Here is a 17,490-nt window from a genome sequence, read left to right on the forward strand (position 1 = left end):
CTATTGCTTACATAACCGAACAAGTTTTGTAATATTTGTTACGATAACACAATTTACAAAATAATACATTTTTAGTTTAGATTGTTTATCTAGTTATTAGTACATCTACTTTCAATGATTCACATATTATTCTAAAAAAGCGTTTATTATCGAAGTTTCTATAAAACCGTAGAATGAGGCTATTTAGTTAGAAAAATTATTAAATAACTCTAGAAATTTTGCTTATTAGATGATATAAGACATAAGTAATAATAGGAGAGATGGCCGAGTGGCCGAAGGCGACGGTTTGCTAAACCGTTATACGGGTTATACCGTATCGAGGGTTCGAATCCCTCTCTCTCCGCCAACCTAAAAAGTGAATCAATTCTTTTTATCTCGCTAGAACTTTATCATCAAAGATATTTAACCTTTAACAAAGCTTAAAATGAAATATCAAGATTATTTTTAACTATGCTAATAACAACACATTTAATAATTTAGCTTTTGCATATTAAATTACTTGCATATTGATCAAGCAAATATGAAACTCTCATTTCATTAAAATTCAAATGTATATCCAAATTCTTGAATTATTTTACATTAAATAATGATATATAATCTTTATAAATTCTGTATAAATGTAATAATGTAAATTTGTCTGAGCAAGACATCTACATTTAGCTCTTTTATTTTTATAACCACAGTAATTTTCTAACACTTAGTAGCAAAAATAATTTATTACATATTTATATATCGTGTTTTTGTTCATAAACCAATAAATGAAAACAACTATCATTGCGCTTTATGATTCCAACTTGAATAATTACACTTTCACAGATTTTTAAAATCACAATAGTTTCGTATTGTTGAGTGATATGCACTGATGCATCAATAAATAATTTGATTTGGTAATAATAAACATTTAATCAGAGTGAGTTCTAGGTATCCACAGGTATAACAATAAAGAAATTGTGTCAAGCAATATTACACATATTAAAAACACACAAATCCCATATCAAAAAAATAATTTTCATATGAAGTTTTTATTAAAAAGCTAGTTAGTCAATCGCATCATTAATCTTTTGTATTGTATCGAATTTTCAATCTCTTAAAGTCTTAATATGCCCAATATTAATTTTTATATTGATTCTGCATATTTTAAAACTTAATTAAATCTCATTTGTACTCATAGCAAGAATTATATTTTAAAACAAAATTAATAATTGCATTATCTAATCAATTTCAAGTGTTTGAGAGCTTTTATTATAATTATTACTTTATCCTACTTTTTCTACATATATCACGTATAAAACCATTTCCTGGATTAATTCTCTTTACCTTTTACCGAATTTATAATCATATGAAATAATACAGTAACGCACATGTGTTTTATCTTGAAATTGATTATTAACTAACAGATTAAGAGATTGAATTATTTATGATTTGCATCATTCTTATCATTCTTTTTTTCCTCATCCAATAAAAATTGTTGAAAATAGTTTGAAGCCTTACGATATGGCGATATTTTTCTTGTATTGTGAATTGTGATTAGATTAGACAAATCATACAACAAGTTTATCATAATTAATGATAAAAAATTTGTGGTATATAAGTTAATTAAGATTGTTTATTTTGCACTTAGGCGCTTCTAAAACTGCTACATTTGAAGCACGAGCTAAATAGATATTTGCTATATAATCAAAAAAGTGATTTTACCTATTCCAAACGTTTAAGTGGAAAAGTCTTGTATAGTGGCAAGAAAATAATTAATGAACCATATCAACATACTGATTGCAGTATAAATGGCTATAATAGTGAATACCGACTTTTTATGCTTTAAAACATCTATATAATCAAACTTTTCTTCTTTAGCGAGCTATTTGGTAATTGCTTATTCAGACACAAATTGTTCCGTATTACTGCATACAACATCTCATGGTCTCAGAAAAAACTATAATAATTCTTCTTTAACATATTGCAGCACAGATATTTGTTATCACTTATTAAGTTTTGAACTAAAATATTAATCAAAAATCTAAAGTTTTAACTAAAATCTTGCTTTTGATAATATCATATTCTTCTGCTTCGTGAAATACTTACTCTATTAGAACATTATTATATATACTAAATTTTTCAATTTCTTGTCTTGTAAAATATCTCTCATTAATTATTGTACCGGAAAAGCGTAAACAACGTATACAAAATACAATAACACATTTTATTAGATTGTAGAGCAATTAAAAATCAGATATATTAGAACTGTAGCAAATAAAGTAATTAATTCATACATTCAATAGAACAATAATTAATATTTAAACTGCTTCAACACACATAGACATACCAAGACCACCACCGATACATAAAGTCACTAAGCCTTTTTTAGCCTTAGCTCTTCGTAAGTTGTGTATTAAAGTTATAAGAATACGTCCACCGCTTGCACCAATCGGATGACCAATTGCTATTGCTCCACCATTTATGTTAACCTTCTCTATATCCCATTTCATTTCACGGTTTACATAAATGCTTTGTGCTGCAAATGCCTCATTAACCTCGATAACTTCTAAATCATTAACGCTCCAACCTGCTTTACTTAAGGCTTTTTTAGATGCCGGCACAGGTGCAGTACCCATAATTCTTGGATCAACACCAGCTGAAGCACAAGAAACAATACGAGCTAATGGTGTTAAATTATGTTTTTTCAAAGCTTTTTCTGAAACAAGCAGGACACATGCTGCACCGTCATTAATAGAGGAAGCGTTACCAGCAGTAACTACACCATTTTTATCAAAAGCAGGGCGTAATTTACTAAGCATTTCAATGCTTGTATCATGTCTTACTGTTTCATCATGATCAAACAAACTAGTAGTTTTTTTTACTGTTACTTCTATAGGCAAGATTTCATCTTGTAAAATTCCTAATAACTGTGCTTTAGCAGCTTTCTTGTGAGAACTTAAGGCAAATTCGTCCTGTTCTTGTCGGCTAATATTAAACTGCTTCGCGATATTTTCGGCAGTGATACCCATAAATACTCCTGAAAATACATCTATTAAACCGTCATATTGCATGAGATCAACCATTTTGATATCACCGAATTTAGCTCCTGCTCTGATATAACTACCGTGCATACCGAGCGACATATTTTCCTGCCCACCTGCTATAACTATTTCATTATCACATGTCATAATTGAATTTGCTGCAAGTGCTATACTTTTAAGACCTGAGCCGCATACTTTATTAATCGTATAACCTGGCACTTCTTGCGGTATACCAGCATAAATCAGAGTTTGTCTTGCTGGATTCTGTCCACTACCACCTGTTATTACTTGCCCAAGTATTACCTCATTTACTAAAGCAGGTTCGATTTTACTATCTTGCAGTATATTATTGATTAAATGAGCAGCTAGCATTGGTGCTGGAGTTGTACTCAGACTACCCATAAATGATCCGAATGCAGTCCTTTTGGCATGTGTTATATAAACCTGTTGTGTCATAATGTATACTCCTGCAATAATTTATCTAATTTATCATTTATCAAATAACTAATATGTCCACCCTTTACTTCTATCATTTTAGAGTTTTTAAATAATTTTTGCAAAGTTAAAATGGAAGATTTAGGCACTATTTGATCATTTTCTGCTGATACTAGATATACAAAAGAATCAATTAAACTTGGATCAATAATAAAATTATTGATTTTCCATTTTAGATTTATAAACATATTTTCATACAAAATATTTTGTATAATTTGATTATAAACTCCTTTAGACATATTATGCCCTGACATCAGCCAATGCTCTATTCTAAATGCTAATTCTTGTTCTGTATCAGAAGTTATAGAGAAAAATTTTTTTAATTTAGCATTGAAGCAACCAGGAGATAAAAGAAAAAATAAAATTTGAATATGAATTTTAGGTACTATTGATAAATTTTCTATACAACTATCTAGCTTTAAATAACGATATAACATTCTTATATAAAAAAAATGAGAAAAATCCCATGGACAGGTAAGTAAAGTCAGAGTTTTTATAAATTGAGGCATAAGTACATTTGTAGCTATTGCAAGATTACCACCGATACAATGACCTATTAAATTAATATCTTTAATTTTCAAAAAATCTATCACTTCAATTATTTCATTCACATAGTCGTCCAGGCAATATTTAGATTCTTCAATCTCTAGCCAATCTATTAAATAAACTGCACCGTATCTTCTCAAATTATCAATAAAACTTTTGTCACGAGCTAAAAAAAATATTTCCGGTGAGTTAAAAATAGATGGGATGATTAGAAAAGTATTCGTGTGACATTGTAAATCTAGTTTTTTGTATTGTTCATTATTGGATCTTGTCAACAAGCCATATGAGGACATAGAGTAATACAACACTCTATAATGCTCTGCTTGAATCACTATTTCACCTGATTTTAAATATTTATTACCTAGATTATTTGTCTTTGTATAATTACTATAAAGGTCAAAATATTCCTGTAGTTTATTATGATCTAACATCTCGAGTATATCCTAATTAAATAAAGAATAGCATATGAAAATAAACTTTAAAAAGAGCTAAGAGTTCATAAGATAAGGTACAGAGCATATACATAAATTTGAGCACCGCAGTACTTGACTAATAAACAACTTTTTAAAACCCTATCTGAGTATACTAAATTCTTGACAAAAAGCTGAATATATTATATTAAATTCAGCACCTTCAGAATGTAATAACAGTATATATGCTCTAAAGTTTTAGAGAAAATATCTTTTCATAAAATCTTGAAGTGCTTAACTTTTTTTTTTGTCCTTAGGGATTTATAATGCTAAGTACCTCACAGTCACGATCATTTAAAAACAAATTTAGAGCGGCATTTTGGCCTGTGCATAATTACGAACTTGGGAAATTTATTCCGATCAGCGCATTAATGTTTTGTATTTTATTTAATCAAAATATTTTGCGAATCTTAAAAGATAGTATTCTAATCTCTGAGATTAGTGCAGAAATAGCAGGGTTTGCTAAAGTTTACTGTGTTACACCTGTAGCTGCTTTGTTTGTTATTATTTATGCTAAAATGATCAATCATTTAACATTTGAAAAAATCTTTTACTATTTAAGTGCATTTTTTATAAGCTGTTTTATTTTATTTGCCTTTGTTATTTATCCTAATATTCATATTTTTCATGTACATCCTGATACACTATCAGACTGGATGAACAAATATCCTCATTTTAAGTGGTATATCTCATTAGTAGGGAATTGGGGTTATATAGTATATTATAGCCTTGCTGAACTTTGGCCTAATATTTTTTACGTATTATTATTTTGGCAGTTTACTAATGAACTTACTACTACCGAAGAAGCAAAAAGATTTTATACTCTCTTTTCACTATTCGGCAACTCTTCTTTAATATTAGTCGGCTTTTTAATGATGAATTTATCATCGGAAGATACTATTATTAAGAAATTTGTAAGTATCTCAGATAGTAAAATCACTTTAGTTCAAGTATCAACGACTATTGTAGCAATTGTTGCAATCATTTGTTGTTTGTTAGTTAGGTTTATTAGCAAGTATATTTTTACTAATCCGTTATTTTATGCTAAAATAAAAAAAAGTAGATCAACTACACAACGAATGGGATTAATTAAAAGCTTTAAATATATTGCGAAATCAAAATATTTATGGTTACTTTTAATTTGTTCTGCAGCTTTCGGCTTTGCTATAAACTTAGTCGAAGCAGTATGGAAAGCAAAAATTAAGGAATTATACCCGACTGTAAATACATACGCTGAATTTAATAGTCTGTATATACTTTGGACAGGTGTTGCAATAATTGTTATGACAATCATCGGTAATAACGTCATGCGTATGCATAATTGGTTTGTAGCCGCAGTTATTTCCCCAGTTATAATAATGGTAACAGGAATTTTGTTCTTTGTACTAATCGTCTTTGATCAACAAATTTTATCATTATTTGATGGTGCGATTTTAATGTCCCCTCTTGCACTTGCTGTTTCTATTGGCGGTATTCAGAATATTTTAGCCAAAGGCACTAAATATTCTATATGGGATACTTCAAGAGAAATGTTATATATACCACTTGATGATGAATTAAAAACAAAGGGTAAAGCAGCAGTTGATGTTATAAGTGCAAAAATTGGCAAATCCTCTAGTGGTCTTGTGCAATCCATTATTTTTACTTTAGTTCCAAACGCCACATTTACTTCAATCTCACCGATCTTAATGGTAGTATTTACATTCGTATGCTTTGCTTGGATTTATGCAGTAAGAAAAATATATTTTGAATATCAAAAAATAACCTAAAATAACATCCTCATTAACTAGATAAAATAATTTTAGAGTCTATAAATAAGATGGATGACATTAAACGTATTTTTAACACATACCGGTAAAACACTTGTTATCTAAAAATAATATAACATAAAACTATCGATGTTAAATCTCTTCTAAAATTTTAGTATCTAAATTATCTAAAAAATCTTAAGATCATTGCAGATTATTTTCAACATCTTTTAAGACAGGATCAAATTAGTCTTTACTGTGAGAAAAAAGTAATGCAAATGAATTTAATGTAATTTTTACTCTTGATAAAACTATGCAACTGATCCTGAAGTGTAATAGAAACAACTATACCTATGAGAAGTGTATATATCTATACTCATCGATTTGGTATAGATACATAACTTTCTGCCTTATTCTTACTATGGCATACAAAACCTAAATAATGGCATTGGATTTACATTTATCACAATGAATATATTTAACAAGCATGATAGGCATAATAGTCAATAGTAAACTTGCATAAACTATTCTATCATTCTAGTAATAAAACGTTTTAACTCAATTTTGAATAATAAGAAAACCTAGACTATTGCAGTTCCAGCGGTACATTATTTTTTATAAAATTATCATTAACAACTATTTAAGTATCATTAATGCTAGATTCTTCTATAGCTTCCTTATAAGCTATATTACTATCTTCGTAAGAATAACAATCTAATTAAAGATATTGATTAAGCTTTTACATCAATAAAAATTGAGTTTTATTTTTAAAATAAAAAATCCAAAACAGAGTAAGTGTCTATTTGTGAACCTTTACTAAAAGTATTTTCATAATCATTTTACTCATTTAAAAATTCAAGCATTTTTATTTTTTTTTAACAATTTATTTAAATATGTTACTATAATTTTATTAAAATTTAATTCATTCATAATTACAAAATTAAATTTTCAAATCAATCTAAATAAATTTTATGTTAAATTAAAACTATCACGATTCAAACCGTTTTTTAATCTAATTTTGACTTGTTTTAAGGAACGAGGAGTTGCATCTATCACTTCAATTTCAATATTTTCTGAAATATCTATTCTAGTACCAATAGCTGGAACACTACTAACCCTAGTCAACACAAGTCCACCTATTGTATCAAACTCATCATCATCATTTTTTATCTTTTCTTTTATTATTTCTTCAAGCAATTCTACTTCAATACGCGCATTCGCAATAATTGTTGAATTATTAATAACTTTGAAATTAGTGCTATCTAACTGCTGATCATGTTCATCATCTATTCGCCCTACTATTTCTTCTATTAGATCTTCAATAGTAACTAAACCATCAGTACCACCATACTCATCTACAACTATTGCAATATGTGTTCTCTCACGACGCATTTTTGCTAACAAATCCAATAATTTCATAGAAGGAGCTGCAATTATATGTTTACGTATAAGTCTTTTTAAAGTACTATTTTGCTTTGTAGCTAATGCTTTAAATAAATCCTTTATATGAATGAACCCTACTACATTGTCCAAAGTGCCGTCATATATAAGTGTTCGTGTATGTGGGACTTCTATCTTAATAGACTCACTTAATTCTGCTAGATTCGTAGTTAATTTTATTGCGACAATATCAGAACGCGGTACCATTATATCTTCAACAGTTTTATTTTCCAACTGCAATAAATTAGCTAAAATATTACACTCATCTAAAGACATTTTTTTGCTATTAATTTTAAGACGCTTTATAATACCAAAAAAATTATCAGGCGTTTTTGTTTTGCTAAAAAGATGTTTTATCAGATAGAATAATTGTCGTACAATAAAAATTAATTTATTATCTTGATTTTTTTTACTACTAGAATCTTCTTTTTTTGAAGATTTTAACATAAATTTTTTTATTTAGTTAATAAGGAGAAGGAATACCGAAATATGATAATATTTCAATTTCTAGACTTTCCATAATATTTGCGTCTGTATCATTTTGATGATCAAATCCAATTAAGTGTAAAATACTATGTATTAACATATGAATAAAATGATTTTCAAAAGTTTTCTGTTGCTCGCACGATTCATTATATATTACCTCATAACAAAATGCTATATCACCTAAATGCATATAATCAGAGTAATATAAAAATTCAAGTTTAGAATATAAATTATGCCAATTTAATTCGTTATTTGGGAAAGAAAGAACGTTAGTAGCTTTTTCTATACTACGAAATTGCTGATTTAAGGTCAATATTTCTGCAGTATTTGTGAGTAAAATTGATAATTCAAATTGTTTTATTTTATCAAAATGATCAAATCGTACTAAAACATTTTGAGTTATTTTTTTGATTAAACCCTTATTTATTTTGCGATGCTCACGCCATTTATTGTAGTTTCTTACAATTTCTACGTTTATCATGATATAGTTTTTCATACCGCGACTCGATCGCGGTATTCAAAAAATAATTCAAATGATACCGAGATCGAGTCGCGGTATGTCAATTAACACATCAATCATATTACATTGATGCAAGCCTTATATTATAATTCTCTTTTAATTTTTGAAAATCCTTATCTGCATGGTATGAAGAACGTGTTAACGGAGTTGCAGACACCATTAAGAATCCTTTTGTTTTTGCTATTCGCTCTAAATATTTAAATTCTTCAGGAGTAACGTATTTTATGACCTCAGCATGACTTTTAGTAGGTTGAAGATACTGCCCAATAGTTAAAAAATCAACATTTGCTTCTCTTAAATCATCCATAACCTGCACTACTTCATTTATTTCTTCACCAAGCCCTACCATCATACCAGATTTTGTAAAAATTTCAGGAGATAATTTTTTAATATTGTGAAGTAAGCTTAAAGAATTATAATACCTAGCTCCAGGTCTAATCGTTTTATATAAAGATGGTACTGTTTCGACATTATGATTAAAAACATCAGGCTTTGAATTTGCTATTACTTCGACTGCTCCTGCTTTTCTTAAAAAATCAGGTGTAAGAATCTCTATAGTAGTATTTGGTGATGACCTTCTAATTTCATTAATACACTCAGCAAAATGTGAAGCTCCACCGTCTTCAAGATCATCACGATCAACAGAAGTAATTACTACATGATTCAAATTTAACTTTTGTACTGCTTCTGCTAACCTTCGCGGTTCGTGTGGATCAAGTAAATCCGGTCTACCCGTTTTGACATTACAAAATCTACAAGCTCTAGTACAAACTGAACCTAAAATCATCACGGTGGCATGTTTCCTCGACCAACACTCACCAATATTAGGACAAGCAGCTTCTTCACACACAGTATTTAATCTCAAATTCTTTATTAAATCTTTTGTATTATAATACTCTGCAGAATTAGGAGCTTTTACTTTTATCCAATCTGGTCTTCTGTTTACATTAGTCATAAAATGGAAATAACTTAATTAGCTTTTTTACTTCACTCAATACTTTCTGTTCAGTTTTACTATTATCTTCATTATTCTTTAAGCCGTCTAAAATCTCTGCTACCATATGACCAATTAATACAAAATCCTTTTCTTTAAAGCCTTTAGTAGTACATGCAGAAGTGCCAAAACGAATACCAGAAGTGACAAAAGGTGAAGTTGTATCAAACGGAATAGCATTCTTATTACAAGTAATTCCTGCTCTATCTAAAGAATTTGCAGCACACTTACCGGTGATCCCGTCTTTACGCAAATCTACTAAAACAATATGATTGTCAGTACCACCTGTTAATATATCATATCCTCTTTCTTGCAGGCTAATTGCTAAAGCTTTAGCGTTACTTATTACCTGCTTGATATAACATTTATATTCAGGCTGCAAATTTTCTAAAAATGCTACTGCTTTTGCAGCAATTACATGCATTAGTGGACCACCTTGTAACCCTGGGAATAATGCAGAATTTATTTTTTTACCTATCTCTTCATAATCAGATAAGATTAAACCTCCCCTTGGCCCTCTAAGGGTTTTATGAGTTGTAGAGGTAACTACGTGAGCATATGGAATAGGGCTTTGATGCTCTCCTGTAGCAACAAGCCCTGCAATATGTGCAATATCTGCCATAAGATATGCTCCAACTTTATCCGCTATTTCTCTAAATCTTGCAAAATCAATTTTACGAGGATAGGCAGAAAAACCTGCTATAAGCAATTTTGGATTATGTAACACAGCTAAGCGTTTAATCTCATCATAATCAATTAAATAAGTTTCTTTATCTACATTATATGCAACAGTGTTAAACCATTTACCAGATATATTAGGGGCTGCACCATGCGTTAGATGTCCACCACTATCTAAGGACATACCAAGAATTGTATCACACGGTTGTAATAAAGCAAGATACACAGCTTGGTTTGCTTGCGAGCCTGAATGAGGTTGCACATTTGCATATTTACAGTTAAATAATTTCTTTGCACGTTCTATAGCTAAAACTTCAGCTTTATCAACTTCATCACAACCATTATAAAAACGCTTGCTTGGGTACCCTTCCGCATATTTATTAGTCAGAATCGAGCCTTGAGCTTCAAGCACAGCAGAACTTACAAAATTCTCTGATGCAATAAGCTCAATTACGTTATTTTGACGAAGCTTCTCATTCTTGATTATTTCATAAATTTCTTTATCCATTCCATACAAATTATTATTTAAAATATTCATGTACCCTCATATGTTTTTATTATTTATCTGTATATGTGTTACTACAGTGCAAAGAAAAATACACGACTAGATATCGTAATCAAACCATGTTATGACATGTATTGATAAAATTAATCGCAATTTCAAGCCCTCGTCCATCTATTGAGTGAGCAAGAGAAGTCAATTTATGCACACTATGCTCTATATTTAACTTAGATAAATAGTTTGACGCATTATACATCTCACTAACATCGATAACCTGGTCTAATGCTCCATGAATCAAACATATAGGAGTAAGCTTATTATTAATTTTCATAGGTGGAATTAACGCACCAGCAAAACCTATAGTACAAAAAAACGGCGCTTGTTGAACCAGAGTTAAATATAAACCAATCATAGTACCTTGAGAAAAACCAATAATTACAGTATCTTTATTAGTAAGATTTAACTCTGTCTGTTTTTCTCTTATTATATCCTCAAGTTTAGAAATATTATTTGCGATGAGCGTTGCTATAATATGCGGACTACGATCTCGCAAACTAAACCATTGTCTACCATAAGGCATCATATCGTAATCCTCAATACCATGCGGAGAGATAAAATGACAATTTTGTAAATCATTTTTGATATAAGGCACAAGTCCTATTAAATCATGTCCATCTGAGCCGATACCGTGCAGTAATACTACTAGTTTCTGCGGTGGTGTCTCTTTACTTTCTACTTCCGGATATTCTAAATATTTGTTCATTGTTTACTTTATTTCATATGTTTATATACTTTAATATTAAGGTTAGGTATATTAAATGAATAGCAATCAGAAACAAAGAAAAGAGTCTATAAGATGTCAGGACATAAGTATTGTAGCACTTACTAAATTACTATGTCAATTTTTAATCAACTTAGTCTCATCTTTAAGCATCTTCTCAAGTTCACCATTTTGGTATAACTCTTTAACAATATCACACCCACCTACTAATTCACCATTGATATATAACTGTGGAAATGTCGGCCAATCGCTAAATTTTTTTAAATCTTCACGTAATGAAGTATCAAAAAGTACATTAATATCACTAAATTCTACACCTAATTTATTCAAAATAGCTACTACAGTACCTGAAAACCCGCATGCAGGCATTTCCTTAGTACCTTTCATGAACAATACTACTTTGTTCTTTTTTATTGCATTTTGTATAAATTTTAAATTTTTATTTTCCATCATTCAAAACCTGATATAAATATTATTCTCTAAAATACACTTTCTATAGCAATATATGCAAGCACAAATAGTGAATAAAATTTTTGAGATTTTTAGCAAAAATAATCCAAAGCCACAAACTGCATTAATATATAAGAATGACTTTACCTTATTGGTGGCAGTAATATTATCGGCTCGAGCTACTGATATATCAGTAAATTTAGTGACGAAACACTTATTTGAAACTTATAATACACCAGAAAAAATTTTAGCACTAGGTGAAGAAGGACTGAAAAAATATATAAAATCTATAGGGTTATTTAATAGCAAAGCAAAAAATATTATCGCATCATGTCAAATATTGATAAAAAATTATCAAGCTTCAATACCAAATGATTTTAAGGAATTAGTTAAACTACCAGGAGTTGGCAGAAAAACTGCAAACGTTGTACTAAATTGTCTTTTTGCTATGCCTACAATGGCAGTTGATACACATGTTTTTAGAGTATCAAAAAGGATTGGACTTGCGAAAGGCAATACTACTGTAATAGTAGAAAAAGAGCTATTACAAATTATCGATGAGAAATGGCTAACACATGCCCATCACTGGCTAGTTCTACATGGAAGATATATTTGTAAAGCGAGAAAACCAAGTTGTCGCATCTGCCATATTAAAGAATACTGTGAGTATTATATAAATACATTTGCAAGTTAACAACTTTTTGCTTACTGTAATAACTTAAAGTTGGTAATATCATCCTTAAGAAGAGCTTATAATAATGCAAGGTACTTATAGATATACAAGCAGAATGTAAAAACTTGAATATTCATCAAAAAAATAAACCTAAAAAGGTTACAGCTGTCCAGATACACTATATCATGGACAACCTTTTATTTTTATACCTTATCACTTTCTATTTTCCTTTTGCTTGTACCTTCTTCAATATTGTGAATTAAGATACTCTAAACGCTTTTTATATATTTCTTGCTTTCCACATCACTTTAATTTATCACCTCAAACACTTTTGATGTTTTGCTCTAAATTATCTTGTATTATTATAAATCATTACATGTTAAAAAGGCTAGCATATATCTCTCAAGTACTGTTATCTTTCTTGACTATGCAACAAAATCACTTATCCTAAGTTCTTAGCAACTCTAAATGTATATAACTCTATAACTTTACTTAGGCGTTTTCTTTTCTTTATTAACAAAATAATGATGATATAATCTGTATCTGTAATACTATAAAATCAAATATGTGTATTTTTTAAATTACTCAATAATACATTATTGAATAGACAAATCTTTTATCGTAACCCGCTGTATCAGTTACCAGGGTTTCAAAAATATATATTATGCCTTTTATGCCTTTCACCATTTGCACTTTTGATTTTTATATCAAATACAGATAGTATATCACCTTTAAAATTCTTTTTATAGAATAAAATTACTTCTACAAGTTGATCATTATAACTGAATATTTACAATTGAGAGTAATAAATCTTTATTCTCTTACATTCTAAACATTCTAAAAATTGCTTTAAACTCTCGGATTAATTTTTAAATTTATAACAAAAAAAATACTGATATTAAATTGCAAAGTAAGTTGAATAGAGTTATGTAGTGACAAAATTTTTAATATTTAAAGCTGTAAATTTTTGTGTACTACTACTCTATATATCTCTTTTTTACTATACACATCTTTGAATTTATCATAAGCAAGTTCGATAGTGGTTTTGCTACTTAAGTTTTTACTTAAGCAAAATTCTATAAATTTTTCTAAATTTATGTGTTTATATTGTTCTTGTACATTTCCTGAAATCAATAATACTATCTCACCTTTTAAAATATTTTTTTTATAAAACTCTATTATTGCATCTATATCACCTGTTTTTATTTCTTGATATATTTTAGTTAACTCACGAGCTACACATATTTCTCGCTTTCCAAATATTTCTTTAGCTAATGATAACGTGTTTATCAAACGAGAGGCTGTATCAAAGAAAATTAAAGTAGCCTTGAGATTTACTAGTTCAGAAAAAATCTTTTTCTTACTTTCTATAGTTTTAGGTAAAAACCCACAAAATAAAAATCGATCTGTAGGAAGTGAAGATAAAGTTAAGGCAGTAATCGGTGCTGATACTCCAGGTACTACTTCTATATAATAGTTAAGATTACGCAAATCTCTAACTAATTTATAACCAGGATCGGAAATTAAAGGAGTTCCTGCATCAGAAATTAAACTTACTACATGACCTGCTTTTATAAGACTTATAATATATTCCCTATCTTTATAATCACTATGATCATTATAAATTTGTAATTTAGTAATAATATCATGTTTTACTAGCAATTTTTGTGATATTCTAGTATCCTCGCATAAGATAATATCTGAATTTTTTAAAGTTGAGATAGCACGAAGTGTTATATCTTCAAAGTTACCTATTGGTGTTGAAACAATATATAATCCTGATTTTAAAATCATAATTTTTTTAAAAAAGTAATTTTATGGCTAATATAAAACATAAACTATTAATATTTCTATCATTTTTTTGTTTTTTATATTTAGCGTCCTGTCAAATACCTAAAGAAGGCGAGATCATTATTCCTAAAAAAGGACAAAAAGAAATTGAGATAGCAATTTTAATGCCAAATCAAGGTCCTGATGGTGTTATAGGTAAACAATATAAGGATCTTATTAAAATGGGACTTAACGATGCAGTGAAATCTTATATACATGTTACGTCTTATGACGGCTCGGATGAACAAAATGTTTTAGCTGCTATGGATAAAATAGTAACACGCAAAACCAAGATTATCCTAGGTCCTCTATACTCTAACTTTACGTCTTTAATCACTGAAAAAGCAAAAGCTAATGATATTATTATAATAACTATGTCAAATAATCCTGCTCTTGCGGAAGATAAACTATTTGTATTCGGTCATGCGCCTTTGAAACAACTTATACGTATAATCAATTATTATAGTGAAAACCATAAAGATTTTATGGCATTATTACCTCAAGGCAAGTATTCACAAACCATTAGTCAAGTAATGCAAAATATATTAATTCAAAAAAATTCATCATTATCACACACTGAATTTTATGAAGATAATCCTGAATCTATAGCAAAAGCTGTAAGAAATATTTCAGACAATACGGATATTATAAATGAACGGAGTGATACAATAAAACCAGTTATTTATTTATCCGATGATCCAAAAAATTTAAACCTACTAGCTGAGAGTATTCATAAATATAATTTAGATAAAAAAGCTATTTTAATAGGTGATAATCGTATTGATGTTGATTACTCTGAAAATATCGATATTAGCTTTACCGGTACTTTAAATTTATTCAATAGCAATATCCAAGATAGAGCAAAAGACTTAGGTATTAACCATATTGGTTTTATGCATCTTATTGCTTATGATTTAGGGCATATGACTGCAAACTATATAGGCAATGAATTTGTATCTGAAATATTTTTAAATAGAATGCACAGTAGACAACCTTATCTAGGGTTATCCGGTAATATTCATTTCATTGATGGAGTTGCGCAGAGACAATATGATATTATCAGAAAAGAGAATGGTGTATATTCTACTGTTTCAGAGCATTAGTGTGTTACCTGATATGTTATTCCAGAATCGACTAGACAATACATTCAGTATAATTAGTGCGTTATTAAGAGATACATTAAAAAATTAATTATTCGTTTTTATCGTTATCATTGCCATCATCTTTCATACCTTCTTTGAAGGCTTTAAGACCTTTTGCAAGATCAGACATAACTTGTGGTAATTTGCCGGCACCGAATAATACAAAAATAATTAATAAAACTATTAATAAATGACTAAAGCTCATTCCCATGATATATATTTTTGCTGTATAAGTTAAAATTATATTATATAAGATATTATAGCTCTAATCTAGAATAAAATAATTAAAGAAATGTTTACTAAAAAACAATTTTCAGAATTTTTTACTACTTTCTTTTACATAGGCAAAATAAAATATTGTCCAGGCACTTTTGCTTCGATTGCTTCCTTTCCTGTAACTTATTGTTTAATGTATTTTATTGTTCATCATAAAATAATTATTCCTTTCGCAAGCCTTACTCTTGCTGAAGCTCAACTTGTTAGTATATTTATTATAAACTTTATTATATGTTTGATATTGTTAATGCTTGGTATTTATTTTACTAAAATATATTTAAATTATACAAATTTAGAAGATCCTAAAGAAGTGGTAATTGATGAAGTAGTAGGACAAATGCTAACTATTGTTTTAGTATTCTTTTCCGCTTTATTTGCTAATGAATCACATTTAATTAAATATTATAGCCAATTAACAAGAAATATTATATTACTTTTCATATTACCTTTTTGTCTATTCCGATTTTTTGATATAGTAAAACCATGGCCTATTAATTGGTTTGATAAAAATATTAAGGGTAGTATTGGTGTTATGCTTGATGATTTACTTGCTGCAATATTTGCTGCGATAACTCAATACGCAATCATATTTGTGTTAATAGATATCGATAATAGACTTGAGATTTTGTGAATAATGCAATTAATAGAAGAGATTTCAGTACTACAAAACATGAACTCTTCATCAAATATCATCCTTATAAATTATTCAAGAAGTCTATTAAAAAGATCATTGACTAATTTCTAGTATAATAATATGATACGATAAATGTTTATAAATTTTTAAAGAGATAATTTTCATGTTCGCAGTTATAAAAGCAGGTGGAAAGCAATATAAAGTAGATAGAAATAGTGTTATTAAAATCGAAAAAATTGATGGAGAGCTTGGTTCTAAAGTGCAATTTGATCAAATTTTAATGATTGGAGAATACTCAAAGCCTTCTTTTATTGGTACTCCAATAGTTAAAGGTGCTATCGTTACGGCTGAAATTACTAACCAACTGAAAGATAATAAAATTATAGCCTTTAAGAAAAAGCGTAGAAAAAATTATCGTCGTAAGGCTGGGCACCGTCAAGAATTGACAGAATTAAAAATATTAGATATTACTAAACAATAATGATCACTTAAAAGGAATTATAAGATGGCAACCAAAAAAGCTGGTGGTAGTTCTAGGAATGGGAGAGATTCAGCTGGTCGAAGGCTGGGGATTAAGAAATCTGATGGACAATATGTAATACCTGGTAATATTATCGTTCGACAACGTGGTACAAAAGTTCACCCAGGCATAAATGTAGGACTTGGTAAGGATCATACAATATTTTCTTTAATAGAAGGTAGAGTAGAGTTTTTAACTAAGCAGAATCATAAAATAGTCAATGTTAAAGAAATTGCAAATGTTTAAGTATTGCGATTTAATCATATACTAATATTACATAAAACAAAATGC

General features: G+C 28.9%; 16 protein-coding genes and 1 tRNA gene. 7 read left to right on the forward strand and 10 right to left on the reverse strand.

All coding sequences use genetic code 11. From position 1 onward, the window contains the following. The first annotated feature begins 254 nt into the window (after positions 1–254). Positions 255–346 (forward strand) — tRNA-Ser (locus tag RT_RS03555). Between the two features lie 1,945 nt (positions 347–2,291). Here RT_RS03555 and RT_RS03560 read toward each other — a convergent pair. Together RT_RS03560 and RT_RS03565 are read right to left on the reverse strand one after the other, a co-directional pair. Beyond that, the gene (locus RT_RS03560; RefSeq protein ID WP_011191155.1) at positions 2,292–3,470 is read right to left on the reverse strand and encodes an acetyl-CoA C-acetyltransferase; all 1,179 of its coding nucleotides are present in this window, start codon (positions 3,468–3,470) and stop codon (positions 2,292–2,294) included. Then, complete coding sequence (locus RT_RS03565) at positions 3,467–4,486, reverse strand: alpha/beta hydrolase family protein (protein ID WP_011191156.1); 1,020 nt, start codon at positions 4,484–4,486, stop codon at positions 3,467–3,469. The genes RT_RS03560 and RT_RS03565 overlap by 4 nt, the downstream gene beginning before the upstream one ends. Before the next feature lie 305 nt (positions 4,487–4,791). Between RT_RS03565 and tlc5 the strand changes: the two genes are divergently transcribed. After that, positions 4,792–6,294 carry a GTP/GDP exchange transporter Tlc5 gene (gene tlc5, locus RT_RS03570; RefSeq protein ID WP_011191157.1) on the forward strand — a complete coding sequence of 501 codons (1,503 nt, stop codon included), beginning with the start codon at positions 4,792–4,794 and terminating at the stop codon, positions 6,292–6,294. 948 nt (positions 6,295–7,242) lie between these two features. On the opposite strand, the gene tlyC is transcribed toward tlc5, so the two are convergent. The 6 genes from tlyC to grxD form a co-directional block, all read right to left on the reverse strand. After that, positions 7,243–8,160 carry a hemolysin C gene (gene tlyC / locus RT_RS03575; protein ID WP_011191158.1) on the reverse strand — a complete coding sequence of 306 codons (918 nt, stop codon included), beginning with the start codon at positions 8,158–8,160 and terminating at the stop codon, positions 7,243–7,245. Between the two features lie 16 nt (positions 8,161–8,176). Continuing rightward, complete coding sequence (gene ybeY / locus RT_RS03580) at positions 8,177–8,680, reverse strand: rRNA maturation RNase YbeY (RefSeq protein ID WP_011191159.1); 504 nt, start codon at positions 8,678–8,680, stop codon at positions 8,177–8,179. 100 nt (positions 8,681–8,780) lie between these two features. Beyond that, positions 8,781–9,674 carry a lipoyl synthase gene (lipA, locus tag RT_RS03585; protein ID WP_011191160.1) on the reverse strand — a complete coding sequence of 298 codons (894 nt, stop codon included), beginning with the start codon at positions 9,672–9,674 and terminating at the stop codon, positions 8,781–8,783. Next, on the reverse strand, positions 9,667–10,929 hold the full coding sequence (glyA, locus tag RT_RS03590) for a serine hydroxymethyltransferase (RefSeq protein WP_011191161.1): 1,263 nt from the start codon (positions 10,927–10,929) through the stop codon (positions 9,667–9,669). The genes lipA and glyA overlap by 8 nt, the downstream gene beginning before the upstream one ends. 79 nt (positions 10,930–11,008) lie before the next feature. Then, on the reverse strand, positions 11,009–11,656 hold the full coding sequence (locus RT_RS03595) for a dienelactone hydrolase family protein (protein ID WP_011191162.1): 648 nt from the start codon (positions 11,654–11,656) through the stop codon (positions 11,009–11,011). 135 nt (positions 11,657–11,791) lie between these two features. Continuing rightward, on the reverse strand, positions 11,792–12,127 hold the full coding sequence (gene grxD / locus RT_RS03600; protein ID WP_011191163.1) for a Grx4 family monothiol glutaredoxin: 336 nt from the start codon (positions 12,125–12,127) through the stop codon (positions 11,792–11,794). 52 nt (positions 12,128–12,179) lie between these two features. Between grxD and nth the strand changes: the two genes are divergently transcribed. After that, positions 12,180–12,818, forward strand: a complete 639-nt coding sequence (gene nth, locus RT_RS03605) for an endonuclease III (RefSeq protein ID WP_011191164.1) — start codon at positions 12,180–12,182, stop codon at positions 12,816–12,818. Between the two features lie 930 nt (positions 12,819–13,748). On the opposite strand, the gene rsmI is transcribed toward nth, so the two are convergent. Further along, positions 13,749–14,591: a 16S rRNA (cytidine(1402)-2'-O)-methyltransferase gene (gene rsmI / locus RT_RS03610; protein WP_011191165.1), complete on the reverse strand. Its 843-nt coding sequence runs from the start codon at positions 14,589–14,591 to the stop codon at positions 13,749–13,751. 23 nt (positions 14,592–14,614) lie between these two features. On the opposite strand from rsmI, the gene RT_RS03615 reads away from it, so the two are divergent. Continuing rightward, positions 14,615–15,730 (forward strand): penicillin-binding protein activator, encoded by a 1,116-nt coding sequence (locus RT_RS03615; RefSeq protein ID WP_011191166.1) that lies wholly within the window; start codon positions 14,615–14,617, stop codon positions 15,728–15,730. Positions 15,731–15,818: 88 nt separating this feature from the next. On the opposite strand, the gene RT_RS03620 is transcribed toward RT_RS03615, so the two are convergent. Then, entirely contained in the window at positions 15,819–15,980 is a 162-nt protein-coding gene (locus RT_RS03620; RefSeq protein ID WP_011191167.1) for a twin-arginine translocase TatA, read from the reverse strand. A gap of 81 nt (positions 15,981–16,061) precedes the next feature. Between RT_RS03620 and RT_RS03625 the strand changes: the two genes are divergently transcribed. The 3 genes from RT_RS03625 to rpmA all read left to right on the forward strand — a co-directional run bounded on the left by RT_RS03625 (position 16,062) and on the right by rpmA (position 17,445). Next, a complete protein-coding gene (locus RT_RS03625; protein WP_011191168.1) occupies positions 16,062–16,676 on the forward strand; it encodes a phosphatidylglycerophosphatase A family protein in 615 nt (204 codons plus the stop codon). A 166-nt stretch (positions 16,677–16,842) separates the two neighbouring features. Further along, entirely contained in the window at positions 16,843–17,160 is a 318-nt protein-coding gene (gene rplU, locus RT_RS03630; protein WP_011191169.1) for a 50S ribosomal protein L21, read from the forward strand. Between the two features lie 24 nt (positions 17,161–17,184). Continuing rightward, positions 17,185–17,445 (forward strand): 50S ribosomal protein L27, encoded by a 261-nt coding sequence (gene rpmA, locus RT_RS03635; protein WP_011191170.1) that lies wholly within the window; start codon positions 17,185–17,187, stop codon positions 17,443–17,445. Positions 17,446–17,490: the final 45 nt, after the last annotated feature.

Origin of the sequence: Rickettsia typhi str. Wilmington, assembly GCF_000008045.1 — a bacterium.
GTDB lineage: Bacteria > Pseudomonadota > Alphaproteobacteria > Rickettsiales > Rickettsiaceae > Rickettsia > Rickettsia typhi.